This window comes from Diaphorobacter caeni (assembly GCF_015354245.1).
GTDB lineage: Bacteria > Pseudomonadota > Gammaproteobacteria > Burkholderiales > Burkholderiaceae_C > Diaphorobacter_A > Diaphorobacter_A caeni.
This window is the reverse complement of record NZ_JADKYZ010000003.1, coordinates 45,856-72,020: the sequence shown is the minus strand read 5'-3', so window position 1 is coordinate 72,020 and position 26,165 is coordinate 45,856. Positions and strand designations below refer to the sequence as shown.

General features: G+C 57.4%; 16 protein-coding genes. 15 read left to right on the top strand and 1 reads right to left on the bottom strand.

Going from position 1 to position 26,165, the window contains the following annotated elements:
* The first annotated feature begins 3 nt into the window (after window positions 1-3).
* From ISG32_RS08055 to ISG32_RS08010, 10 genes are all read left to right on the top strand, one after another.
* Entirely contained in the window at window positions 4-1,182 is a 1,179-nt protein-coding gene (locus tag ISG32_RS08055; RefSeq protein WP_194770511.1) for an AAA family ATPase, read from the top strand.
* Window positions 1,176-1,805: a DUF4276 family protein gene (locus ISG32_RS08050; protein ID WP_071038553.1), complete on the top strand. Its 630-nt coding sequence runs from the start codon at window positions 1,176-1,178 to the stop codon at window positions 1,803-1,805. The genes ISG32_RS08055 and ISG32_RS08050 overlap by 7 nt, the downstream gene beginning before the upstream one ends.
* A 122-nt stretch (window positions 1,806-1,927) precedes the next feature.
* A complete protein-coding gene (locus ISG32_RS08045) occupies window positions 1,928-3,817 on the top strand; it encodes an ATP-binding protein (protein ID WP_071038002.1) in 1,890 nt (629 codons plus the stop codon).
* The gene (locus tag ISG32_RS08040; RefSeq protein WP_071038003.1) at window positions 3,814-5,178 is read left to right on the top strand and encodes a hypothetical protein; all 1,365 of its coding nucleotides are present in this window, start codon (window positions 3,814-3,816) and stop codon (window positions 5,176-5,178) included. Before ISG32_RS08045 ends, ISG32_RS08040 begins: the two co-directional genes overlap by 4 nt.
* 12 nt (window positions 5,179-5,190) lie before the next feature.
* The gene (locus ISG32_RS08035) at window positions 5,191-7,971 is read left to right on the top strand and encodes a DNA methyltransferase (protein WP_194770510.1); all 2,781 of its coding nucleotides are present in this window, start codon (window positions 5,191-5,193) and stop codon (window positions 7,969-7,971) included.
* A gap of 22 nt (window positions 7,972-7,993) precedes the next feature.
* Window positions 7,994-9,784 (top strand): RNA-binding domain-containing protein, encoded by a 1,791-nt coding sequence (locus ISG32_RS08030; RefSeq protein ID WP_194770509.1) that lies wholly within the window; start codon window positions 7,994-7,996, stop codon window positions 9,782-9,784.
* Window positions 9,781-12,594, top strand: a complete 2,814-nt coding sequence (locus ISG32_RS08025; RefSeq protein WP_194770508.1) for a DEAD/DEAH box helicase — start codon at window positions 9,781-9,783, stop codon at window positions 12,592-12,594. Before ISG32_RS08030 ends, ISG32_RS08025 begins: the two co-directional genes overlap by 4 nt.
* The gene (gene pglZ, locus ISG32_RS08020) at window positions 12,591-14,606 is read left to right on the top strand and encodes a BREX-3 system phosphatase PglZ (RefSeq protein WP_181127551.1); all 2,016 of its coding nucleotides are present in this window, start codon (window positions 12,591-12,593) and stop codon (window positions 14,604-14,606) included. Before ISG32_RS08025 ends, pglZ begins: the two co-directional genes overlap by 4 nt.
* Window positions 14,603-15,322, top strand: a complete 720-nt coding sequence (locus ISG32_RS08015; RefSeq protein ID WP_181127550.1) for a hypothetical protein — start codon at window positions 14,603-14,605, stop codon at window positions 15,320-15,322. The genes pglZ and ISG32_RS08015 overlap by 4 nt, the downstream gene beginning before the upstream one ends.
* Entirely contained in the window at window positions 15,322-16,416 is a 1,095-nt protein-coding gene (locus ISG32_RS08010) for a hypothetical protein (RefSeq protein WP_181127549.1), read from the top strand. Before ISG32_RS08015 ends, ISG32_RS08010 begins: the two co-directional genes overlap by 1 nt.
* Before the next feature lie 32 nt (window positions 16,417-16,448).
* Here the strand turns inward: ISG32_RS08010 and mobH are convergent, their stop codons facing one another.
* On the bottom strand, window positions 16,449-18,299 hold the full coding sequence (gene mobH / locus ISG32_RS08005; RefSeq protein WP_181127548.1) for a MobH family relaxase: 1,851 nt from the start codon (window positions 18,297-18,299) through the stop codon (window positions 16,449-16,451).
* A 315-nt stretch (window positions 18,300-18,614) separates the two neighbouring features.
* Between mobH and ISG32_RS08000 the strand changes: the two genes are divergently transcribed.
* From ISG32_RS08000 to ISG32_RS07980, 5 genes are read left to right on the top strand one after another with little or no spacing between them, the layout of a single operon-like run.
* Window positions 18,615-18,932, top strand: coding sequence for a type II toxin-antitoxin system PrlF family antitoxin (locus tag ISG32_RS08000; protein ID WP_071038033.1), 318 nt, complete (start codon window positions 18,615-18,617; stop codon window positions 18,930-18,932).
* The gene (locus ISG32_RS07995; RefSeq protein ID WP_181127546.1) at window positions 18,932-19,390 is read left to right on the top strand and encodes a type II toxin-antitoxin system YhaV family toxin; all 459 of its coding nucleotides are present in this window, start codon (window positions 18,932-18,934) and stop codon (window positions 19,388-19,390) included. Before ISG32_RS08000 ends, ISG32_RS07995 begins: the two co-directional genes overlap by 1 nt.
* Window positions 19,391-19,416: 26 nt before the next feature.
* Window positions 19,417-19,788: a DUF3742 family protein gene (locus ISG32_RS07990; RefSeq protein ID WP_181127545.1), complete on the top strand. Its 372-nt coding sequence runs from the start codon at window positions 19,417-19,419 to the stop codon at window positions 19,786-19,788.
* Window positions 19,789-19,806: 18 nt separating this feature from the next.
* On the top strand, window positions 19,807-23,766 hold the full coding sequence (locus ISG32_RS07985; protein WP_194770507.1) for a DEAD/DEAH box helicase: 3,960 nt from the start codon (window positions 19,807-19,809) through the stop codon (window positions 23,764-23,766).
* The gene (locus ISG32_RS07980) at window positions 23,763-26,162 is read left to right on the top strand and encodes a PIN domain-containing protein (RefSeq protein ID WP_194770506.1); all 2,400 of its coding nucleotides are present in this window, start codon (window positions 23,763-23,765) and stop codon (window positions 26,160-26,162) included. The genes ISG32_RS07985 and ISG32_RS07980 overlap by 4 nt, the downstream gene beginning before the upstream one ends.
* Window positions 26,163-26,165: the final 3 nt, after the last annotated feature.

The following is a 26,165-nucleotide window of genomic DNA, read 5'->3' as shown; positions in this document are numbered from 1 at the left end:
AGCATGCTGCTCAAATCACTGAAACTGACCAATTTCCTGAGCTTTGGCGAGTCCGCGCAGGTGCTAGAACTGCGCCCGCTCAATGTGGTGATCGGCCCCAATGGGTCGGGCAAATCCAACTTGATCGAAGCCATCGACCTGATTCGCTCCACGCCAAGCACCTCGGAGAAATCCAACCTGCTGGCGGCCATCCGCGATGGCGGTGGTGTGCGTGACTGGTTGTGGAAAGGCGCAATCAAAACACCACACGCAACCATTGATGCGGTATTCGACAACCCAAGAGCGCCCCAAAATTTGCGCTATGTGTTGAGTTTTTCTGAAGTGGGGCAACGCTTTGAGATCCTAGATGAGCGTGTCGAACACGAGCAGCCGGACTATGGACATACCAATCCCTATTTTTACTACCGTTTCCAGAACGGTCATGGCGTGCTCAACATCAAAGGCCATGAGCGACGCTTGCAGCACGAAGACATTGACTCCACCGCGTCAATTTTGTCTCAGCGCAAAGACCCCGATCAGTATCCAGAACTGACTTGGCTAGGTAATTCTTTCGGAAAGATGCGGCTCTACCGCGAGTGGACCTTTGGGCGCTACACCACACCAAGACTGCCGCAAAAGGCTGACTTGCCAAACGACCTGCTGGAGCCGGACGCCAGCAATCTGGGCTTGGTGCTCAACCGGCTGCGCCGCGATCCAGAGGTCAAAAAGAAGCTGCTCGACGCACTGCGCGCGCTGTACGACGGTATCGACGACTTCGATGTGCAGATCGAAGGTGGAACGGTGCAGGTGTTCTTTCAGGAAGGCAAGTACATCGTCCCCGCCACACGGCTTTCGGACGGTACCCTGCGTTACCTGTGCTTGCTGGCCATCCTTTGCCACCCCAATCCGCCGCCACTGATCTGTATTGAAGAACCCGAGTTGGGCCTGCACCCCGACGTTCTGCCAACGCTGGCCGACCTGCTCAAAGATGCGTCAGATCGCACCCAACTGATCGTCACCACCCATTCTGATGTGCTTGTCGATGCCCTGACAGACCAACCAGAAGCGGTCATCGTTGCTGAGCGCGGCCCGCAGGGAACCACACTGACCCGACTCGATGCCGACAAGTTAAAACCTTGGCTGGAAAAATACCGGCTGGGCCAACTGTGGACACGCGGCGAGATTGGGGGGACGAGATGGTGAAGTTGTACGTCGAAGGTGGCGGTGATACGGCAGCATTGAAAACTGCCTGCCGCGAAGGATTTACGACATTCGTCACCAAGGCCGGATTGAAGAACCGCCCACGAATCGTGGCATGCGGGAGCAGACGCGATGCGTTCGATTCCTTTTGCACAGCAATTGCCAGTGGCGAAGAAGCTTTTCTGCTCGTGGACAGTGAAGATCTCGTCAATGCTCAACACCAGCAAGGACAGCCGGATACCTGGCAACCATGGGCACACCTGAAAACCAGGCAGGGAGACGGCTGGGACAAACCGCAGCATTCCGCCGACACGGATTGTCACCTCATGGTGAAAATCATGGAAAGCTGGTTCCTCGCGGACAGGGATGCACTCAAAGCATTTTTCGGACAGGGTTTCAAGGAAAACGCCTTGCCTGCTGCCGACAACGCCATCGAAGGCATCGCGAAGCAGCAGGTCTATAGATCCCTGGAGCAGGCCACCAGTAACTGCAAGACCAAAGCCGTTTACGGCAAGGGCGAGCACTCGTTCAAGCTGCTGACGAAGATCGACCCGGCCAAAGTAATTCAGGCATCGCCATGGGCCAAGCGGTTCGTAGATGAATTGCGCAAGAAAATGGATGTTTGAGGTGCAACCTATGCCTATGACAACGAATGCAACCAGTAACTTGCTAGATCTGGCTGAGCAATTGGTTCATCGCTGCCGGCTCGCCGCACCCAGTCAAGCGGAAATTGGCAAGGAAGACGGCAATGGATATTGAAACCGCTGGGGCCATCAGGCTGTTTTTCCCCAACCCATCATTGACCTTGGTTTATTTCGAGGCGCTAGCCAATGCGCTGGATGCGGGTGCGACCGATGTGTCCATCGATATTGATGTACAGGCATTTGACAAGCCAGACACACTGAAAATTACGGTATCAGACAACGGCGATGGATTCACGGACGAGAACTTTGAGCGCTTTAGAAAACTGCTAAGGCCAAGAGATAAGTTCCATAAAGGCATCGGCCGCCTGGTATTCCTCAACTACTTTAGCCGGGTAGAGGTCAACAGCACCCGCGACAAGTGGCGCAGGAGCTTTATCTTCAAAGATGGATTCGATGGCAATGCACCACTTGAAATCCTGAAAGATGAGCAGCCCGCCAAAACAGCTTTGGCCTTCAATGGCTTTGCAAAAGATCGCGTCAAGTCCTATGACGATTTGAAACCTGACGCACTCAAGCCACTCTTGATCGAGCAATTCCTGCCGACGCTGGATGCGCGCAAGCGCGACGGTACGGCATTCAAAATTTCGATCAACTTGAACACCAAAGAAAGCAACGTCCAAAAAGAGTTCTTCCCACACGAAACGGTCATTACAGCAGATGACTTGCCATCAATGACAAAAATCACGATCCAGGATGATTCTCTGGATGCGATTTCGGCTATTGATATGTACTACCACATTGAGTCTGTGGCGGGAAAAGGCAGCGCTCTAACGGCATTCAGCATCGACGGACGCACGATTCCGGCCAACCTGATACCTCCGGCATCATTTCCGGCGGGCTATCTATGTGTTTTTCTATTTGAATCTGAAATTTTCCACTCCAATGCCGATAGCTCGCGTCAGAAGTTGGTGTTGCCCGAAGGGGTTCAAGAGGCACGGCTCTTCCGAGTGCTGCGTCGTGAGCTTGGAAAAGTACTTGCTCAGAAAATTCCGCAGATCACCGAAAGAAACGGAAAAATAAAAGAAAAGTTCGAAGAGCAGTTTCCTCATTTGCTTGGATTTTTTGAAAACGATACCGTCGGCCTGATTGATCGGGACGATGCTCTAGCGATCGCCCAGCAACGATTCTTCCGGGTCCAAAAAGAGATCCTTCAGAGTGAGAAGTTGAGTGAGACTGCTTATGAAAAATCTATGGAGCTTTCTTCTCGGACTTTGACAGAGTACATCCTGTATCGCGACAAGATCATTGGCCGGATGAAGGAGATGACGGCCGATAATGCCGAGGCTGAGATACACAACCTGATCGTCCCGAGGTTTAAGGAGTTTTCCCAAGATACCTTGTCTACCGAGATTTACCAGAACAATGCTTGGTTGCTGGACGACAAGTTCATGGTTTTTCGCACGATACTGAGCGAGAAAAGTATGGATGCTGTCATCAATGCCATCCGCCTGGATGACGAAAGCGTGGGAGATACTGGCCGGCCAGACATTGCCATGATCTTCTCAGCCGATCCGAGTGACGCTGCGCCGGTCGATGTCGTGGTAGTTGAAATAAAGAAGAAGACCGACGAAGAAAAAGATAATTTTTATGCGGTAAATCAACTGCTTGATCGCGCTGGAAAACTGGTGGCTTACTGCCCGAATATCCAACGGGTTTGGTATTACGCAATCATGGATATCAATGACACCACTGCCTTTCGGCTGCGGCAATTCAAGTGGACGCCCTTTTTCTCCAAAGGCAAAGTCTACTATCAGGAATTCGAAACCCCACATCCCGATGGGAGAATCATTCCCACGCCAACGTTTGTGGTGTCCTTTGATGCGATTGTTGCGGATGCCGAGTGCAGAAATCACACATTCCTTGAGATTCTGCGTGATGGTATGAAGAAATATGCCGAACAGCACGCCACGGGTTCGGAAGGAGAGCCGCTATGAGCACCTTCGCGGCTCAAGGCCTGACGGACATAGATTCTCTGGCGCTGGTTGTGCGCGACCCCGAGTCAAAACGGCTGATTGGCGAGGCTCTGTCAGCTTATCGCGGCGGAGCGTTTCGTTCCGCCATCGTTTCCACATGGATCGCGGTCGACTACGACATCATCGCCAAGGCCAAGGAGTTGGCTGCGCATGGCGATGCCGCAGCCATCGCGTTCGTGCGGGAAGTCGAGCAAGCGATACAGAACAGCGATGTGAAAAAGATGCAGGCTATAGAGTCTGCTGTCCTGGCTACGGCAAATGAAAAGCTCCAACTATTCGCTCCACACGAGTTTGAAGATTTGAATCGTTTGCAGAGGGATCGGCACCTGTGCGCGCATCCTGCCTTTGCCACGGAAGACTCCCTGTTTCAGCCGACACCAGAACTGGTGCGGACCCACATCACCCATGCACTGAAGCACCTGCTGATCAACGCGCCGCTTCAAGGCAAGAGCGCGATTGAGCGGTTCCACACCGATCTGCTGAGTCCTTCTTTCCCCGTGGATGGCGACAGTATCGGCACATTCGTTCGCACCAAGTATCTTGACCGAGCGAAAGATGTGATGGTCGTCAACTTGATCAAGTCCCTGATGAGTGCACCTTTCGGCGCTGAGTCTGCCCAATATATCGGGCAACTTCGTCAAGTTGCCCGAACGCTGCGGGAAGTTGCCAAAGCTAAGACAGCAATTTACGACGTAACAGCCAGGGATCACATCGCACGTAAATTCGATGCGATTCCAGACGCACTGCTGCTCAGCATCAGCGCTTTTGTTGAGTGCGATTCCCGCGTTTGGGACTGGCTCGCGGAGCCGACCCGAATTAGATTTAAGCAGTTGCTTGGGATTGCCGATGCTGAAACCCTCAAAGCGCATTCTGCCTTCGAGGTGTTTGGCATTCCCGAACTGGCTAATATTCTGTTGGCACGATTCGATTCTTTTGAACAAGATGTTCAGATTGGAATTATTTCCCAAATTCCAAGGCGCGAGTTTATTTCGCAGGCCATCCGCATCTATGGTGAGTCTAGTGGCTGGCGAAGCGCAGAGCATCGTGGGCGAGCATTGATGATTCCACTTGCACATTTAATGGGTGTGGATGATGTGCGTTCCATGCTTGAAGCTGTGCAGGGGAATGGCCAAATATGGGGTGCAAGCGGAACATCTACGATCCTGGATGCCGTATTCGACGCCACACGAAATCTTCTGCCTGGGTCTCATCCTCATTGGCAAGCATTTATAGATGCTCGGATCGCTGATAGTAGGGATGCCTCCGATCACTATGCATATCCCTCGCTTCAACAGCGACTCAAAGCAATAGAAACAGAATAAGGCAAAAGTATGATGAGTGATTTTTTCCAAACAAATGACGCCTTGGCAGGCCCCGTCGAATGCCTTGGCCAGACATTCGCCAGCAACGACGCGCGCCGCGCGCATTTTCTTGGGCTGCTAGCCGACAAGTTGAAAGACCCGGCATTTCGCAAGCAGGAAGGTTTTCCGCAAGGCACGGACGAAGCCATCCTCGCCATGTCCGATCCGCCGTACTACACCGCCTGCCCGAATCCGTGGCTGGCGGAGTTTGTGGCGCACTACGGCAAGCCCTATGACCCGGCGGTGAAGTACAGCCGCGAGCCGCTGGCGATTGATGTGAGCGTGGGCAAGACCGACGCCATCTACAAGGCGCATAGCTACCACACCAAGGTGCCGCACCTAGCCATCGTGCCGTCCATTCTGCACTACACGCAGCCGGGCGATGTGGTGCTGGACGGCTTTGCCGGTTCGGGCATGACCGGCGTGGCCGCGCAGTGGTGCGGTGCGGCCACGGCCAGCTACCGGTTTGAGCTGGAACAGGCGTGGAAGATGGAAGGCCGCGCTGCGCCCAAGTGGGGCGCGCGCCGTGCGGTGCTCAACGACCTGTCGCCCGCCGCCACCTTCATCGGCGCGAACTACAACATCCCCTTCGATGTGGATGTCTTCGCCAAGGCGGGTAAGCAACTGCTCAAGGAGATGGAACAGGACATCGGTTGGATGTATGAAACGCTGCATAGCGACGGAAAGACGAAGGCGCGCATTGAATACACGGTGTGGAGTGAGTTTCTGACTTGCCGCACTTGCCAGGGAGAGTTTATCTTCACTGAAGCAGCGGTTGATCCCGTGAGCCAAGAGGTTGCTGATGTTTTCCCGTGCCCACATTGCGGTGCGCAGGGGACGAAAGAGCAAATGGATCTTCGATTCGAGTCTTTTGTTGATCCGGTCTACAAGACAGTGGAAAAGAGGCCAAAGCGAATTCCTGTCTTGATTCAGTATCGAATCGACGGGCACAAGTTTCAGAAGAAGCCGGACTCGCAGGATTTGGAGGTTGTGGAGCGAGTTGCAAAGCTTTCACTCCCAGAGGAGCTTCCAAGCGACAAAATGCCAGACTCGCAGATGACGCGAGTTGGCAGAATGCGAACCACGAACACATCGACCATTCATTCGATGTTTCTTCCTCGATCTGCGCAAGCTATGGCGCTCCTGTGGAGGGGAGCAAAGCGCAATCCAGATCGTAGGCTGCGTCAAATGCTGATGTTCTTCATTGAGCAGGGCATTCGCGGGATGTCTGTTCTCAACAGATATAAACCTGTACAGCATGGCCGACTCGGTGGCTCACAGGTCGGCCTTGACCTGCCGGGCGTCTTTTACGTTCCGTCAATTATTTCGGAAGTCAGTCCTTGGGCACAATTTGAAGGGAAGTTGGACAGGCTTTCTAAGACATTTACGACATTCAAGGCGCAGCCCGCTTCGGCGATAATCTCCACTGGCAGCGCAAGTGACTCACCTCTCCCGGACTCATCAGTTGACTACATATTCACTGACCCGCCGTTTGGAGAAAACATCTATTACGCCGACCTAAATTTCTTGGTTGAAACATGGCATGGCGTAAAAACAGATGTAGAGCCGGAAGCAATTGTTGACCGGGTACGCGAGAAAGCAATTTTTGACTATCAGCGGCTGATGCAAAATTGCTTTGAAGAGTATTTTCGTGTCTTGAAGCCAGGACGTTGGATGACGGTGGTTTTTTCAAATAGTCGGGCCGCAGTATGGAACTCAATACAAGTTGCCCTCCAGCAGGCAGGCTTCGTTGTCGCTGAAGTTAATGCCTTAGACAAAAAGCAAGGAAGTTTCCAACAGGGAATATCGCCTAATGCTGTTAAGCAAGACTTGGTGATTTCTGCTTACAAGCCCAACGGCGGGTTGGAGCAGCGGTATTCTGAGCGAGGTGCTGTCCCGGATTCCGCTTGGGATTTTGTTCAGACTCATCTTCGGCAACTACCTGTGGTAAAGGTGAAGTCCGAGGAACTTGACTTCGTTGCCGAGCGCGATCCGCGCCGCATCTTTGACCGCATGGTGGCATGGTTCGTGCGCCACGACGCACCGGTACCGCTCTCCACCGACGAATTCCTATCTGGTCTGCGCGCCCGTTTTCCCGAACGTGACGGCATGGTCTTCCTGCCGGAGCAAGTGACCGAATACGACAAAAAGCGCGCCCAGACCGCACAAACTCCGCAAATGGAGTTGTTCGTCTCCGACGAACGCAGCGCCATTGACTGGGCGGCGGATTACCTGAAGGCACGGCCTTCGACCTATCAGGACATCCACCCGGAGTTCATCAAGCAACTGGGCGCAGGCTGGAAGAAGCACGAAACCCGCCCGGAACTCTCGGCGTTGCTGGAAGCCAACTTCCTGCGCTTTGAAGGCGCCGGCGAAGTGCCCAGCCAGATTCACCGCTACCTCTCTACCAACTACCACGACTTGCGCGGGCTGGAGAAGAACGATCCGCGCCTGATCGCCAAGGCGCAAGACCGCTGGTATGTGCCCGACCCAAACAAGGCGCAGGACTTGGAGAAGAAGCGCGAGAAGGCGCTACTCAAGGAGTTCGAGCAGTACAAAACGTTCACGGGCCGCAAGATCAAGGAGTCGCGGTTGGAAGTGCTGCGCGCCGGTTTCCGCGATGCGTGGGCGGCCAAGGACTACGCCACCATCCTGCGCGTCGCTGACAAGCTGCCAGAAGCCACGCTGCAAGAGGATGAAAAGCTTCTCACCCTGTACGACATGGCGCTGACGCGCAGTGAGGACGGCATCTGATGACCCCACTCGGAGCCGCTCGATGAATCAGGATGAACTGCTGGCACGACTCAACGGCATCGAATGGAACGATTTCGAGTGCAAAAAGGCGCAGCGCGCCGTGCCGGAAGATGCCTACAAAACCGTTTCGGCCTTTGCCAATACGGCAGGCGGCTGGCTGGTGTTTGGTGTCAGCGAGGCCAATGGCCGGTTGGAAGTAACCGGCGTTGAAGAGCCGGACAAAGTTCAGAATGATTTTCTGGCGGTGCTGCGTGGTGGGCAGAAACTCAATCGGGTGATCAGGGTTACGCCCCATCGCTTTGAACTGGACGGCAAGCATGTGTTTGCCTTCCACATCCCGGAAATGCCGCGCCTGGAGAAGCCGGTTTACCTCAAGGGCGACCCGCGCCAGAGTTATTTGCGACGTGGTGCGGGCGATGAACAGTTCACCCAAAGTGAACTGGAGCGTTTTTTACGTGACGCGGCGCAAGAGCGGTATGACGGCACGGTGCTGACCGAGCTTGCTGCAGATGCCTGCTTCGATCTGGATACCGTCAAGTGGTATCAGGCCCAGTTTGCCCGGCGGAACCCTGAACATGCCGAGATCACCGACCCGATCGCCTTCCTGCTGAACTGGAACTTCGTGGTCGAGCAAGGCGGCAAGCTGCACCCCACCCGCGCGGGTGTGCTGCTGTTTGGCACGGGCCGTTTTGTCCGCCAGATTCTGCCTAGGCCGGTGCTGGACTATCAGCGTATCGACACGGCTTTTGACCAATGGTCTGCTGAACAGCGCTGGCATGACCGCTATGTGTTTGAGGAGAACATTTTTCAGACCTGGCAGGGCCTGGTGGCGCGCTACATGCGCATTGCCGAGCATCCGTTCTCGCTCGACCCGACGACGCTGCGCCGCAATGATGATCCGCCGGACTATGTTGCCTTCCGTGAGGCAGCTATCAACCTGCTGATCCACCAGGACTATGGTGACCACGGGCGCAAGGCCTCCATCAAGTTGTTTACCGACCGCACGGTGTTCTGGAACCCCGGCGATGCCTTCGCGACCGAAGCTGAGCTGCTGGATCCCACCGAAAAGGAAGTGCGCAACCCGGCCATTGTGAAAGCGTTTCGCCGCATTGGTTTGTCGGATCAGGCGGGCACCGGCATTCGCGCCATTTTCCGCAACTGGCACGAGCTGGGGCGCACCCCGCCCCAGTTGAAGAACGACAAGGCGCGCAAGGATTTTGAGCTGGTGCTGATCAACAAGCCCCTGGTCACCGAAGCCATGCAGCGCTTGCGCCAAACGCTGGGGGCGAACCTGACGCCCGAGCAGGCGGGTGTGCTGGCGTTGGCGCTGTCGCTGCCCGATAACGAGCCGCTCACTCTCACGGCGATCCGCGGTCTGGGTATCAGTACCACCCAGCAGGCCCGCGCAGTGGCTGACCATCTGGTGCGGCAGCAGTTGCTCGACCCGCTCAGCGAGACCCAGTTTCAGGCCCGCGAGGCGATTCGTCAGCGCTTTGCCCAAGAGGCGCAAGCGCAGGCCGGGGACCCAGCGGGGGCCAAGTCGGGACCAAGTCGGGACCAAGTCGGGCCTAAGTCGGGACTCAGTGCCGAGCAGCAAGCGTTGTTGGCTCAGATGACCGATGAACATGATGTTGCCACCTTGATGCAGTGGGTTGGCCGCAGCAACAGGAGCAAGTTTCGGGAGGTGGTGTTGACGCCGTTGCTGGCATTGGCACTCGTCGAAATGACCATCCCTGACAAGCCCAACAGCAGCAAACAGCGCTATCGCCTGACTGTACAAGGCAGAGCGCTGCGCGGCGAGGTGGGCCAATGACGCAAACCGAGCGCAGTTTTTCTATTGGCGATTGGTGCTGGTTCACTCGGCAGGCGTCGCCGTGCCGTGTGATTGAGCGGCAGGATGTGTGGGGCGAGGTGGCCTACCGCGTGTGGTTGCCCGCCAAGGACGCGGTGGTGCGTGCCCGAACGTTGGACTTGGCCTCGCTGGAAAGCGTGCGGCCGAGTGTGGAGCAGATTCTGCACAGCACGGCGGCCGCCAAACTGCTGGACGCACTGGAAGACAACCTGCTGCTGGCGCCCATCCAGTCCAGCGTGGTGCCGTTGCCGCATCAGCTCTATGCGCTGAACCGCGCCATCAGCCGTGATCGCATCCGCTACCTGCTGGCTGATGAGGTGGGCCTGGGCAAGACTATCGAGGCCGGCTTGGTGCTGCGCGAATTGAAGCTGCGTGGCCGGGTGAGGCGCATTCTGGTGGTGGCGCCCAAGGGACTGGTGCGCCAGTGGCAGGCGGAAATGCGCCTGCACTTTGGTGAAACTTTTCAGTTCATCGAGCCGTCCGAGCTGGCGGCTTTCCGCCAGTGGCGCAGCGGCGGCGCGGGCGAGGAAGAGAACCTGTGGCGCATGCACGACCAGGTGATCTGCTCGCTGGATTCCGTGAAGCCCATGGAAAGCCGACGTGGCTGGAGCCTGGAGCAACTGAACACCTACAACCGTGAGCGCTTCGAGGAGCTGATCTCGGCGTCGTGGGACCTGGTCATCATCGACGAAGCCCACCGCATGGGCGGTAGCACCGAGCAGGTAGCCCGCTACAAGCTGGGCGCGGCGCTGGCCGAGGCATCGCCCTATCTCTTGCTGCTTTCGGCCACGCCGCACCAGGGTAAGACCGATCAGTTCATGCGGCTGATGCAGTTGCTGGACCGGGAAGCCTTTCCAGACGAAGGCAGCGTCAATCGTGAGCGCGTGCGACCTTTCGTGATCCGCACCGAAAAGCGTGCATCGATCAACGCCGAGGGCCAGCCGCTGTTCAAGCCACGTGTGACCCGCCTGCAGGCGGTGGCCTGGCAGGCGCGCCACGGTGCACAGCAGCGCCTATACGAGGCAGTGACCGACTACGTACGCCACGGCTACAACCAAGCATTGGCCGCAAAGCAACGCCACATCGGTTTCTTGATGATACTGATGCAGCGGCTGGTCACATCCAGTACGGCGGCCATTCGTACCACACTGGAAAAGCGCCAAGCGCTGCTTGATGCGCCGCAGCCCCAGGCAAATCTGTTCGAGAACACCAGTACCGACGAATGGGCGGACCTGGATGGCCAGTCACAGGTGGATCTGGCCATGCAGTCCAGCGGTTGGGAGATGGAAAAGTCTGAAGTCGAGATGTTGCTGGAACTGGCGCGGGAAACCGAGGCCGCCGGTACCGATGCAAAGGCTGAGGCGCTGCTGGAGCTGATCTACAAGTTGCAGCAGGAAGAAGGCGACCCGGCGCTGAAGGTGCTGATCTTCACTGAGTTCGTACCCACGCAAGCGATGCTGGCCGTTTTCCTGGATAGCCGTGGCTTCTCGGTGACGACGCTCAACGGCAGTATGGATCTGGAAACCCGCACCCGTGCACAGCAGGCGTTCTCCAAGGATGTGCGCGTGCTGATTTCGACGGATGCGGGTGGCGAAGGCCTGAACCTGCAGTTTTGCCATGTCATCGTCAACTTCGACATGCCGTGGAACCCCATGCGGATCGAGCAGCGCATTGGCCGGGTGGATCGTATCGGCCAGAAGCATGTGGTGCGCGCCATCAACTTCGTGCTTGAAGACACCGTCGAGCATCGCGTGCGTCAGGTTCTGGAGGAAAAGCTGGAAGTCATCGCGCAGGAGTTCGGCGTCGATAAGGCAGCCGATGTGATGGATTCAGTCGAGGCCGACCCGATCTTCGACGAACTGTTCGTGCGCGGCTTGCAGAACCCGGACGCCATCGAGCAGGAGTGCGATGACGCGGTGTCTCAGTTGCGATCTACGTTGGCGGATTCAAAGAAGTCCTCCGACCTGCTCACCACCGAACACGACCTGGACGCCGACGATGCCCGCAAATGGCGCGACCACCCGGCGCAGTTCTGGCTGGAGCGCGCCATCACCAGTGGGCTGGCCGTGCGCGGTGGCTCGGCAACGAAGGCCGGCAAGGCGTGGCGGGTGAAATGGACGGACGGCAGTGAGTCAGCACAAGCCTGTTTTGACGCCCGCACAGCGGATGAGAGCCCGGAGCTGGAATGGATCACCATGGAAGACCCGCGCGCTCGGGCGGTGATCAGCGAGTTGCCACGCTTTGTCGCCGGGCAGCCGTTGCCGATGATCCGCGTCACCGGCTTGCCGGATTCGGTGCGCGGCATCTGGTCGCTGTGGGAGATCAGCCTGGCGGCTGAGGGTTTGAGCCGCAAGCGCTTTTTGCCCGTGTTCATCAATGAGGACGGCCGTTCTTTTGTGCCGACCGCCAAGCGCGTGTGGGATTTGCTGCTGACTGAAACGGTGGACGTGCATGCGGTGACCGGCACCGAGGCGTCGGCGAAGTGGTTTGAGGCATCCCATGCGGCGGCCAATGTCCAGGGGGAACGGATCTTCACCGAATTGCTGACCGAACACCGCGCCCGCTTGAAGGAAGAGCGGGAACGTGCTGTGTATGCGTTCGAGGCACGAGGCCAAGCCATTGGGCGAATCGGCTTACCTGCCGTGCGGGAACACCGCCGCAAGCGGCTGCAACAGGAACACGAGGCCCGCATGGCCACCTTGGACGACATGGAGGCCAGCGTGCCGGATTTGAATGCCGTGATGATGGTGCGCGTTGGAGGTGAGGCATGAGCCTGTGGACGGAACGCATCCTGAGTCATTTCACCGCCGACCTCACCCGGCTGTGGGTGGCGTGTGACCCTGACGATGTATTGCTGGACGAAAAGCTGCTGTCCGAGCTGCGCAGCCGGGGCTTTGAGCTGATGCTGTACGAAGACCCGTTCGCCTTCCGTGCGGAGTACGAAGAGCGCTATCGCGCAGCATGGGATCGGGGTGAGCCAGGGCCTGCACCATCGCTGGTTTTGCATCTGCGCAGCGCGGACGCGAATGCCTTGCCCTGGGACATCGTGCATCACGGGCGTGTGGTTCGGCTCAGCCTTGCTGATCTATTTCCCAAGCTGGCGTACAGCGCGGTACAGCAAGTCGAGCCAGAGCGTTTTGCCGAGCTGTTTCATGCTCATCAGACTGAGTTGCAGTCGGCTCGGGGTGAAAGCGAGTCGAAGGACTTCATCCTTGAACACGTCTACCAGCTTGCGCCCCGATCCATCCGTAACCCGGTGGACTTTTGGCGCGAGCTGCTGCGAATGCACTTCGCCAACCGTTCTTTGCCACCCATGTTCGCCCAGCACGCGGCAAGCATCATTCAGGGCAAGGGCTTGTTCGCGGATTTTCCCGTTGCCACATGGCTGACGTCCAAGAGTGCGCTGCTGCGCGTAGTGCAGGACGCGTGGTATCGCTACCTGTCGAAATTGGGGTTGGATGGCACCCGTATAGGGGAGCCGCCACCACCTGACTATGTGGCCAGGATCGAGATTCCGTTCGACCACTCTGATGTGCAGGTGCTGGTCGACTCCATGTTTCTCGATGGCAGCTTGCATCCGCTGGCGGTTCACAGCGTTCCCGCAGGGATGCCGAGTTGGGTCAAGGCTGGGGTCATCCAGGACCCGACGGCATTGCAGGCATTGATGCTCAAAGGCATCAACGGCCTGATCGAGACAACGCCAACGGCAGCCTCTTCGCACAAAGATTGGAGCGAATTCGCCAAGCGCTACGGTGAGATCCTTGCCCGTACGCACGGTCTGCCAGGCAAGGAAGTCAGCGAGCATCTCACGGCAATTCGAAATCGCATTAAGACCCTGCAGGCGCAGTCAGACGACCATCTGCAAGCCTGGGTGGCAGCCAAGCATTACGCCGACCTGATTCTGCAACCAGTGACCAAAGGCCCGGCGATGGTGCATCACGTACCGCGCTTTTTGCGTCATCGGCGATCCGCCGGGGAAACCAAGCTGGCTTTGCTGGTTTTTGACGGGTTGGCCTTTGACCAGTGGGTGCAGATTCGCGAGCACCTAAGCGCCAACGCAAAGCGATTCGCATTTGACGAGGGCGCTGCGTTTGCATGGTTGCCGGCAGTGACATCGGTATCACGCCAGGCATTGTTCTCTGGCCTGAAGCCGCGCGAGTTCGAGGATTCCATCGACCGAACGGACAAAGAGGAATCCTTGTGGAAGATGTTCTGGCAGAACGAGGGTGTCAACTCTAATGAGGTGATGTACCGCCGTGCGCTACGCCAGATTGATCAACTGGACACGCTTGAGGCGGATTTGAACGACCGTCATCCGAAGGTGGTAGGCCTGGTCATCGATGAGGTGGATGAGCGGCTTCACAAGGAGCGGTCCAAGAAAGACGTGGCGATGTGGATCGGCAACTGGCTGACGACCGGTTTTGTTGACCGGCTGTTTTCGATGCTGCTCGACAAGGGCTACCACATCTACCTCACGGCGGATCACGGGAACGTTGAGGCCACTGGCGTTGGCAGGCCCAACCAGGGCGTCATAGCCGAAACGCGCGGTGAGCGCGTAAGGGTGTATCGAAGCGAAGCCTTACGCGCCGATTCAGCCACGGCTTATCCCGGCACGCTCAGTCTGGACATCGCAGGACTACCCGCGAACTTCATGCCGCTATTTGCAGGCGGGCGAACAGCCTTTGTGCCGGAGGGCGACCAAGTGGTCGTCCACGGCGGGGTGTCGGTCGAAGAGTTGATCGTGCCCTTTGTGAAAGTCAATTATTCAGGAGATGTGGCATGACCACAAAGGTGCCACTTATTGGCTTTGATCGGTATGTAGACATTGAATGGTGTCGAATAGCACTTGATGCAGCCGCGACCCAAAGCTCTATCGAAGTTGTCAGGGATCAGGTTGCCACAATGCTGCCGGGCATCGAGTCCCAGCGAAAAACACTGGATGTTCTCAAGCGTTTGAGCACCAAGCCCTTTGAGCACTTGGCTGATTTCATCAGCAGAGGGATTGCTATCTACAAGAGGCAGGGGCAATACGTTGTGCTGCCGCTGGTCTGGGGCGCTTCCATAGCCAGCTATCCATTCTTCGGGAAAACCTCTGAAACAACAGGCCGACTGCTTGCGTTGCAAGGAGATTGTTCGATCAAAGAGCTTCAGCGCCGTATGGCAGAGCAGTACGGCGATCGCAGTGGGATCGAGAGGGCGGTAGCTAGAGTGCTTCAGACTCAGGAAAGCTGGCAAGTATTAACACGAGATGAGACGGCTAAGCGTGTCATCAAACGTCAAGCGGTGTTGATTGATGATGACGAACTCACAGCCTGGTTGATCGAGGCCGCCGTGCGCCACGCTGGCAAGCCCGTTTCAGTGCCCAGCCTGCAGTCGCTGCCAGTGCTGTTCCCGTTCACCCTGACGCAGCCACTGGGCTACGTGGTGTCGAACAGTGCGAGCCTGAGTCTTCGTGCGGAAGGACCGAGTAACCAGTTCGTCGCGCTACGGAGCATGTGATGGAGATAAAAGATTTACTTCGATCAAAGCCAGTCACCGATATCGAAACATCAGCAGGAAGAATCTATTTGTATCCGCTGCGTGTGCGCGACATTACCGATTTCGGGAAGCTCGAACCTGGCGATGTGGTCAGCCAGATCAGGGCTTTCTTGCCGAGCATTGGCAGCTTGGCCGTTGAATCCGACGAGGCCCCGGAGCGCGTCCCTCTTGATGCCGCGATTGTTGCAGGTCTCTCGAACGACGAGATCGAGCGGATTGCTGATGCCTATGCGCAGTCGTCAGCATTGCTGACTACTCGCGAAAACTCGCAAGAGCGGAAACCTGCCGTGCGAGAAACGCGTGAAACGGCGTCGGCCTATCTGGTGCGACTACTCAAGGCGGAAGTCGATGACTATCGCCAGAGTGCGAAGCGAATGCACGAGTCGTTGCTCGGTTCCAATCGTGGCCTTTTTGATCAAGTCCGTAAGAGCACGTCGGTCTTGGGATCAACCTTGAGTGCCTACGAGGAATTGACAAAATTTTCAAAGCCAGCGCCATTGGAAATCCAGCCGATTCGCACGGATCACTTCGATGCTTTGAACAGGCAGATGGTGCAGCAAGCGCACGAGCGCGTGAAAGAGCGCGCCGAAGAAATGGAGTTGACGCGCCTCACCGGACAGATGACTGCAGAGTCGGCCAAGACGCTCAAGGACTTGGCGGAAGCAGCGACGACCCTGATGGAGCAGATGGACGAGCGCGACCGAAGAACCGATCAGTCCACGCGCACGCAGATCACCATCGCGGTGTGGTCGGTTGGCATCTCGGCGGTTTTGGCCTTGTTTGCCTTGATCGTCTCTGGTTTCGCTTACGTCCAAGACCGGGACAGCAGTTCCTCCGAGGATCAGTGGCAAGTGAAGCTACTGACCGCCGTCGAGCAAGGTAATCAGCAGCGTTCTGTAGCGGAACATGAGAACGAAATACTTCGAGAACAAGTACACGTCCTTGGGGCGCGCATCGCTGATCTGGAAGCCGCTCAACGCGACGCCACCGCCAAGAAGGCAGAAGGCGCTACATCTTCTCAAGGGGCTACGGACAGCAGTGCTGCACAGCAGTAGATTATTGGCTGCAATCTGCCTTTCTTGGTTGACTATGCCAACTTCAAGAATGGGTTGTTTGGCGGCTGATCATTGAATATCGAACGAGGTTCAAGCAACAGATATCCATGCAGCCTCCGCGACTTGCGAGGCCCTGTGACTTCGCAGGTCCAGATGTTCAGCCCGTTGGGCTGCTTGCGATGCAGTTGCAGCCGTTCAAAGCGCTTTTGCACCCATTGCCAATCCTGCTGGCTTTCCTGTTTGGCCAGCCTGCCTACCTGGGGATGCTCTTGTGCGTAGCGCTGAAACACACCAGGACTGACCAGGTACGCGGTATCGCTGACGGAATGCACCAGCGCTTTTGCATCGTTGATGATGAGCCGCCGTGAGGCGATGCCCTGTTGCAGCCATGCCACGAAGTGCTCACCGGATGGCTGCGCGGCCGTGTACGCGGGCGCTGGTGAAAGAGGCAAAGGCTCCGCCAGGTGCGGTGCAGGCGTTGAACGGCCTGCAGCAGGCACTTCGACCGAGGCGGCTTCTGCATCCTTCCGGAGGGTAGGCAAATCCCCCATTCCCACCATCGCGAGCATGTCTTCCATGACATCTGGCACTGCTTGGGCAACGGGCTGTTGAAGCGTGGCAGAGCCGCCGCCGACGTCCTTCCACGAAGCGGACTGCCGATCTTCGGCAGGAGGCATTGCCGCGATTGCCGGCGTTTGCCCCGAGGCATCTGCATCTTTGTCGACCGGTGTCGTGTCGATCGCCACCGACCCAGCGAACGACGCCGGCCGCTCTCCAGGCTCCCAAATCAGCGCAGGTGCAAGCCGCAACAGGGTGAACGAATGGGACCAGCCGGTTGAACTGGTCACGCTCGCGCGCCAGATCGCTTTACCATCGGGCGTCGGCTGCAACATACCGTGGTCCTGCAGCACGTTGAACACGGCGGTGTTGTTCGCCGGGATGCCGTCGATGCCCTGGGACAGCAGATGCGCTCGCAGCTTGTCCGAGACTGTCTTGCTCACCAGCCATAGCGCATCCTCGGTGAGCCAGCCGTCGGAGGCTTCGGGCTGGTTCAGTTTCAGCTCTTCCTTGAGCAGGTAGCGCAGCCCATCGAGCAGCTTGCGTTGCAGTGCGTGCTTGGGCGCGGCCATCGCGCGTGTGGGATCGCCGCCCAGCTCCTGAGCGACGGAGGCACGGTCTGCCTGCACGACCAGTTCGCCCAGCACCCCGGCGTGCTCGTACTGCCCGGCCAAGACGTAGAGCAGCGGCGCCCACAGGGACGGATAGCCGCTGAGCCAGTCCAGGATTTCGCGGTCGAGCAGTTGCCGGTAGAGCAAGCCTGTCGCGGCGCTGTGGAGCCGGTACTCGCGATCATCGCGGTAGCGGAAGCGGTATGGCTGGTGCAGCAGCGGGCCGTGCCACGGGTGCCAGATGCTGCCGTCGGCCAGTTCGATGTGCAGATCGACGGCGATCTTGCCGATGTCGTGCAGCAGTGCGGCATAGGCAACGGCGGCGGTCCAGGCTTCGGCTTGCGCTGCCTGGTCTTCGGGGCTGGCGCCGATGGGAAGCAGATGGGACTGCCGCAGCTTGAGCGCGTAGGCGACGATTTCCAGGCCGTGGTCGAGCATGCCGCCTGGGTAGGCATGGTGATGCGCTTCGGATGCCGGGAAAGCCTGGACCAGCTCGGCATAGCGGTGCAATGGCGCCAAGTACAGCGTGGCGAACTGACGGCGAGACAGCGAGGTTCTCTGCCAAATGTGTTCCAGCAGTATCTGTCGCCGCGGCGTGGCCAGCAGCGATGCGGCCGACTGCGGCCGCATCAGCCCTTTCGGGAGATCGGTAGCGGGTGCTGGCAACGGAGCGACTGCCCCCGAGGCCCGTTTTCGTTGGAACAGAGAGAGCATCCGGGTGTCCTGGTGGTGGGCTTACCGGGAGGCCTTTTCGCCTTTTCGCCTTTTCGAGGTAGAGCCTTTCCCCTTGTCCCCCGTTCCCTTGCCCTTTTGGCTCTTTGGCCGTTACATCCCTTGGGTATAGGGCAGCGAGCATTGACCGTCCAGCATCAATGCGGGGTTCACCAAGGCCGGATTGATGCGGGAAGGCTCACTGTTCCCTCCCTACGATGAGGTTCAATGTTGAATGCGGAGAACATCATGAAACCTTGCATTGATTTGGTAAGGAATAATCCTTACAATGCAGGCATTGCTATCAGGAGAGCCGCCATGCCTGCCATTCACGAAGTTGCCACGCTGACATCCAAGGGGCAGATCACGCTGCCCAAGTCCATCCGCCAGGCGCTTGGTGCCGATACCGGCAGCAAGCTCGCGTTCGAGCTTCGCGGCGGTGAAGTGGTCGTGACCCGTGCCGATGCGGAGCACGAGGACCCGGCCATTGCCGCGTTCCTGGCCCTGCTGGCGCGCGACATTGAAGCAGGCCGGAATGTTCGCGGTCTGCCCGAGGATCTGGCTCGCACGATGCTGGAGCACGCGGGCCACAAGGTGGACCTGGGCGATGATTTCGCTGAGGACGTGGAAATCTGATGCAACAGCATGGCTGGACACTGCTGTTCCACGACAACCTGATCGAGCAGATGATGAAGCTGCGCGCAGCTGTGCTGCGTGCCCAAGAGAACGACCCGCAAGGGTTCGTGTCCAACGCCAACGTCAAGTTCTTCCGAGCCTTGGTCCAGTTGATACAAGACGTGGTGCCGAGTGATCCGGCACGCGACGAGTACCGTCAAGGCAACACCATGGGGTCGGCCTATCGCCACTGGCGGCGGGCCAAGCTCGGAAGGCGTTACCGGCTGTTCTTCCGGTACGACTCGAAGGCGAAGGTCATCGTGTACGCCTGGGTTAACGACGAGCAGACCCTACGGTCTTCGGGCAGCAAGTCCGACCCGTATGCCGTGTTCGAGAAGATGCTTGGACGCGGAAACCCGCCAGACGACTGGAACGCCTTGGTACAGGCAAGCAAGCAGGATTGGAGCAAACTGGAATAGGTATGCCGCTGTAGCAGCAGACGATCATGAACACGACAGCTCGCATCAGCACCGCAGAACGCCTCGGACGCACTCTTGGCCGTGGATGGCGCGCCTATGTGCGTGGCGAACGGCGGGCGTCAAACTGGTTGGTATCGAAGAGAGTGCCGCAAGCGGGTGCCTCTGTGTTCGTGTGGGCGATTAAGCTAGTGGTGCTGGGATTGCTGTTTTATGTGGCTTTCTGGATGACGCTGCTGCTGGTGGGCTTGCTACTTGTCTCTCACGGTTTTCGCGGAAGCAGTGATGATTTTTCGCAACCACGCGACGAACTGCGCCATGGTGAAGCAGGATTCGGCTTGTACTCGTCGGACGGGTATCGCCTCGACCCGCATGACCCCAACAATCCGTATGACGACTAACAAGGCTATGTTTTTTTGATGAATTTGTATATTGCGCTTGACCTAGGCAACAGAGGACTTAATCGAGCTATCGCTGATATTCAGCGCCGCCATCAGACATTCAAAAACTGGTGCAACGGCCGTGAAGGGATGGAAGTTTTATATGAGCTGCTCTTCCCAAACAATATGCCAATCACGGGCTATGTTTCCAATCGGCAGCGGGACAAGCAGAATCCACGATACGCACAGATGGCGATTCGGGTAAACGCCGCTGGGCGGGATTGGCCTTTCCCAGACGGATGCGCCTTCATCGCCACGGGAAGCTGGCCCACCGAATCTTCTTCACCGCTCTTTCTCATCAATGGTTTCATCGAGACTGCCGACCTACCTGTGCGATCTTTCGAGCGCGAAGTCACTGCATTTGCCGTGCATGACAGCTTGCAATCCGCGCCCGGTCAGCGGCGCATTCAGCGCGTCAATAACCTGCTCACGCCGCAACTGTTGGCCGACTTGCCGCCAATCACGCAGCAAACCGAAAAGCAGTTGACCGAGTGGACTGAGTTTCTTCGATGGAAAGAAAGCCTCATCCGCCACAAGGCGCGCGGCTTGCGCTACATCAGCCGTGAATGGCGTGACGAGCAGTTGGTTTTTTCCTTGGTCGCGCAGAGCGCACAGGCTTTGCAAAAAGACCGCAAGGCTTTGGGGCGGGATGATCTGGTGGCGTTTCAGGTTGGTCAATCCAAAGAACCGTGGGTGTTCGGATTGCCTGAAAGGGAGGAGCGCCGCCTTCCTCGGCTAGGGCAGGCTGGCAAACTCTCAGAGCCTGCATCGTTGCCGAAAGACAGGCAATTACCCAAGGACGGCAACTTGCCGGAGTGTCCTTGGCCTGCGCCCGTATTTGCCGAGCTGACCGTCTCACTGACCGAAGACGACGCGAATGACCTCGCCAATGCCGAGGAGCCGGATGCCCTGCGCCAGCGCATCTTGAGTCAAATCCCGGAGTCCGGTTTTCTGTCCATTTCAACGGCAGGCGACATGAGTCTGATCAAGCGCCATCAACAGGCGTTGCGACAGTTGCAAGAACAGGGTGGCTATGCGCCGTATTTAACTGATTATCTGTTCGAGGCTGCACAGGTTTCCGTACCGCAACGTCTGGAGCCGGTGACCCAGTGGGCCAATGACAAGCTCAATCCGGCCCAGAAAGAAGCCGTGGTCAAGATTCTGTCTGCACCGGATTTGTGCTTGGTTCAAGGGCCGCCGGGCACGGGCAAGACCACTGTGATCGCGGAAGCCATCGTCCAATTGGCGCGGCGCGGGCAGCGGGTGCTGCTAGCATCCCAGGCGCATACCGCAGTGGACAATGCGCTGGACAGGTTGGGGCATGACGGTTCTTTGCGCGTAGTGCGGTTGGCGCGGAATGAACGCAAGGTGACAGAGGATGGAGCGGCCTTCGCGGGGCAGGCAGCCTTGCAGCGTTACTACAAGGCCTTGGCCGGGCAAACCGAAGACCGTCTTGCAGTGTGGAAGCGCGGTGACGAAGACTTGCGTCTCTTGCTGGAGTGGCATGAGCGCGCGGCTTTTGTGTTGCACGACGAGAAGGAGTTGAGCGCCAGACGTGGGCAGCTTGAAACGGACTTTGCATCGGCCCGCAGCCAGACAACGCAGACGCAGCAGGCGTATGACGCTGCCTGTGCGATGCTGGATGAGGACAAGGCCAAACGTCAGCGCCTGCACAGCATTCAGGCCTTGCTGCATGGCAAAGCCGAAACGTTGCATGGCGACTTGCGGTATGTGGATGAGCCTGCCAGAAATCTGGCGCAAGGCCTTGCTTCCTGCGAGGCTGCAGGATTGCTCGTGAAATTTTCGATGGACGATTGGCTGGCCCATCCAGGCAGTCGGGGCGCAATGCTGGCGCATATGCTGGCTGCGTGGCGGCGTTTCACGAATGAGCGAGAAGCTATTGATGCGGACATTCGTCGCCTGCGCGAAGCAGCGGGCGGCCCGATTCAGGATGCCAGCACCCGGTTACGTATTGAATCGCTCCGAAGTGAGGTCAAAGCCTTGGAGGAGCAGATGGAGAAGGACGACGCTTACGTAAATGCTTGGAGAGCCGCGCGCAAGGAGCTCAAAGATTTGGAGCAGGCTGGCGTGGGCTTGGAGCGCAGCCGTTATGACGGCCTGTTTCGCCAAGCGTCCGAATGGTGCGCTCCGATTAAGAACGCGACTCAACTGGCAGACGAAATGGATGTCAGCCTAACAGCATTGGAGAGGACGCGGACGGTCATCGATCAGGCCATCGAAATCGTGAAGCAATCCACGCAGGCTCAATTGTCTCAGCCCACACCTGAAGCCCCGAACGATGGCCTTGTGCGAGCCGCGCGAAACCAAGAGCGCAACGCCCAAAGCAAGATCGATGGCTGGGTCGAGCAGCACAGGCAGCATGAGCAGAAGGTTCAGGCCTTGTTGCAAGATGAGGCGATCACGCAAGGCAATCGCTTGCCGCTGGAGCCTGCTGCGACTTTGTCGCAGCGCATCGAAACCGTCGCCCAAATCATCAAAGTCTTGGAGCAACGTCAGGCCAGCCAGCAATACCAACGCCAGACATGGGGGCCGTTGCTGGATGATTGGAAAAGTGATTTGAGCCGCAACAACGCTTCAGCAGAGGACTGGCAGCATCTGGGCGCGGATTTTCTGGCGAGCTGCAATGTGGTGGCCATTAGCTGCAATGAAAACGAACGCACGTTGGACGATGCTGGGCAGGCGAGTTTTGATGTTGCCATCATTGATGAGGTGAGCAAGGCCACGCCGCTTGAATTGCTGATGCCCTTGATGCGTGCGCGCCGCGCTGTGTTGGTCGGCGACCACCGCCAGTTGCCGCCGCTGTTTCAGGAGGGCGACGAAGCTCGTAGCTTCATGGATGAAGTAGAAGAAAGCGAAGCGGCCAACGCAGAGGAAAACAGCGTTGGCAAGCTTGCCGACGCGCAAACCTTGCTGACCCGCGACAACCTGCGCCGCTTTGAGAAGATGGTTACAGCCTCGTTGTTCAAGTCGCATTTCGAGATGGCGGACGATGCCATCCGCGCACGCCTCAATGTGCAGTTCCGCATGCACCCGCAAATCATGGCGATGGTGAACCACTTTTACGAAGGGCAGTTGGAATGCGGCCTCCTTCGACCTGACGATGATCCAGACCAGAAGCTTCGCCGTGTTCACGGACTGACATTGAGGAATGTGGACGGCGGCTCACCTTTACTCACCCCGGATGACCATGCGTTGTGGGTGGACACAACCTACAACCTGCACAACCAGATTCACCGTGAAGACATGGACGGCAACCAGCCACGGCGCACCAATAAGCTGGAAGCGGAGTTGATTGCCGAAACGCTAGAGAAAATCGAACAGCAATCCGCTGCGCAAGGCTACTCACGTACAAACAAACGCAAAGTCGGCGTGGTGTCTTTCTATGCCAACCAATGCCGAGAAATTCGTGCCGCCATCCGTCGCCGCCGTCCACAGGGTTCCAACGGTCGATTCGAATGCCTCGATGTTGAGGTCAATACCGTGATTCGCTATCAGGGAAAGGAAAAGTCAATCGTGCTGGTCAGCATGGTGCGCCACGATGGGTACGATCCTTTGCGCTCGGGCAATCAGCCTCGGCGTCGCTCCAGCAAGGCCAATGTCGCTCGATTTGAATTTATCAATGTGGCTTTTTCGCGCGCGCAGGCGCTGCTGGTCGTCTTCGGCGCGAAAAGCATGTATGCGTCCTACGAGGTGGATTTGCCGCGTATGGACAGCGCAGGCAGCGTGAAGCGAGCCGTTTACAAGGACATTCTGGATCAACTGGAGCGCGATGCACGGCTAGTTCCGGCAAGGCAGTTGATGTCACCGGATATGCTGCCCCAGCAGCCACAACAGCAACGTGGCAGGTTCAATGCCCCACCCAACCGAGCGGCTACGCCCCTGGGCGACAAGGGCGGTAATCGGGGGGCGCGCGCATGAAGCTGGCAGAAATTTCCGTTCCCTTGCCCTTGTATCGCATTGAATCCGAGGTGACCTATCACACCGAGCGCAAACCCACGGTGTTTGAACGGATGGTATTGCGACTGTGTGATCCTGGGCTCCATTTACCTGATAAACAGAGCCTGTCCTTACTTGGTGTTTTCCGGGATCAATTGGGCGCAGGCGATGTGCGTGAACTGCTGGAGGGCTGCGTATCTGAACTTTCCGCTTTGGGTGCTCTGCCCAAGCGTTACGCCCTTGATATGCTCGAGGTGCGTCTAACTGAGCTTGAATTGACTGCCGATGGCTTGCAATTCTTGCGCAGCGACAGCCTGCCGGTGCGCTCGCGCACGATCAAAGTCAGTCATCACTACGATCCTATCGGTGATGAGATCAAACCGGCCAAGAGGGATGGTGGGCTGCAGAGCCAAGGCAACATGAGCCGCATGAGCTTCGTCGACAACGCTTTGAGGCCGCAAAATCCGTTGCCGCAAGTCGAACGCGCCATAGCGCAGGAAACTTATGACTGGAAAAACCCTGCGACAGTTGTAGACCGCATTGCGCCCGTGGTTCAGCTATCTGGATGGGGAGAGCGCAGGCTCGAAATCTCGTGCAGCGAGGATGGTGTGCTGTCCGCGAGTGCTCCGCGTGATGCCGCATTGCAGCGCTGGCTGGAGCAAGCACAATCCGAACTGGCATGGGAAATTCTGCTTGCTGGCGCACTGACAAGCGAACCGAATGCTTCTCTGCCCGTCATTGGCTCTTCTGTTTTACGCGATGCCCGTACTGCCCGTCCCATTACAGCAACTAATAGGGGTGCAGTCAGAGCGCGGTTGTGCATCGTTACGCAAGGCGTTGCGGCGGATGCGGCAACACCCACCATCGTTTTATCGTCTGAAGTGAACGCACCAGAACTGGTTGCCAGTGGCAAACAGCCGACCGTGCTCACACTGCTCGTGCCCACCCCAGCAGAAATTATGACGGGATTTCGTAGCTTGTCTCTGCCACAGAGCGGCGTAGCGAACGCTCAAGTAGAAGTAGCCGGGAACCTCCGCCTCTATTGGGCTGGACAGCCGCGCCTGTGTGGCCTAGCGGTGACATTGAGTGACCATGCTGCAACCGTGCTTTGGGCCAAGCTGCGCAGAGATTTGGAGGGGGCTTGCGAGCACTCCGATGATCCACGTATTGCCCTCATGCCCGTCGCATGGCGGGATGTCGATGCAATCGGAGAAACGGTGTGGCCGTGGCTTGCCGCGCGTGCCGAACGGCCTCTGGATGATCTGGTGGCGTTGATCGAGCCCGCTACACAAGCAATTGGATTGTGGCGGCCAGATAGGAAAGACTGGAAATCTGCTTGGGAAGAGGTTCTGTCGAAAGCTATGGATGAGTCGTTGCGACATACGCCCAATCAGCTTGATCCTGATGATGTCGTATCTCTATTAATCCAGATAGCTCAGGTCTTGTCTGCCGACAAGGCAGCGTCGTTGCAAGCTGCGTTGCTGCCTCATGCGGCCCCCATTCTTGCCTTGGACTCATTGGCGAAGCTGCGATCAGCTTTGCCTTCATCCACTGAAATTCCAGAAGAATTGCTTTCCAGCGAGTTGCGGCAAGTGTGGCTGGAGCACGCATTGCAGCGCAAAGATTTGAAGCTGTATGGCCCACACGCCGTACAGCAACCAATGCAAGTTATTGAGAGAGCCGTCCAGGATATTTACCGGAGTATTGGCGACCAGGCGTTGAAAGCGGCTGGTAATGGCCAAATGGATGTACGCACCCTGACCCCAGGTGCATTGAATGCCGTGCGCGCTTGGCGTAAAGCGACTGAGCATTTTCACGCTTTAAACACATCATCGCCCCTCTGGGATGCGTTGAATAAAGCAGTGGAAAGCTGGAATTTTCTGGCTCAGGACAAGCTGGCCCCGGTTGAGATTGGGCACCGCGTTGTGGTGTTCGACACCAGCGCTCTGATGGAAAGTCCTGAGCTTTTACAGGATCTTCCTTCCGAAGATATTCCGCTTGTCCCTCATCGCGTTCTGAGCGAGCTGGATGGCTTGAAGACTAGTGAAGATGATGCTCGTGCGGTCAAGGCGCGCGCAGCCATTCGCCAGTTGGATGCGACCTCATATCGCATCCGCCATGAAAAAGAATATACGGCCTTGCTGCCCGCAGAGTGGGATGCCAAGCAACCCGATCATGCCATTCTTTCAACTGCGTTGTTCTTCCGGCTGAATGAAGTTTTGTTTGTGAGTAATGACATCAACCTACGCAACAAAGCGAAGTCTCTTGGTTTGAATACGCAAGATTCCAGGTCATATGCGTCTTCGCGCATTGCTCCAGCTGCTGCTTCGGAAGCGCACGTTCAGATGAAAAACAAACAAAAGAATAAAAGGAGATAAAAG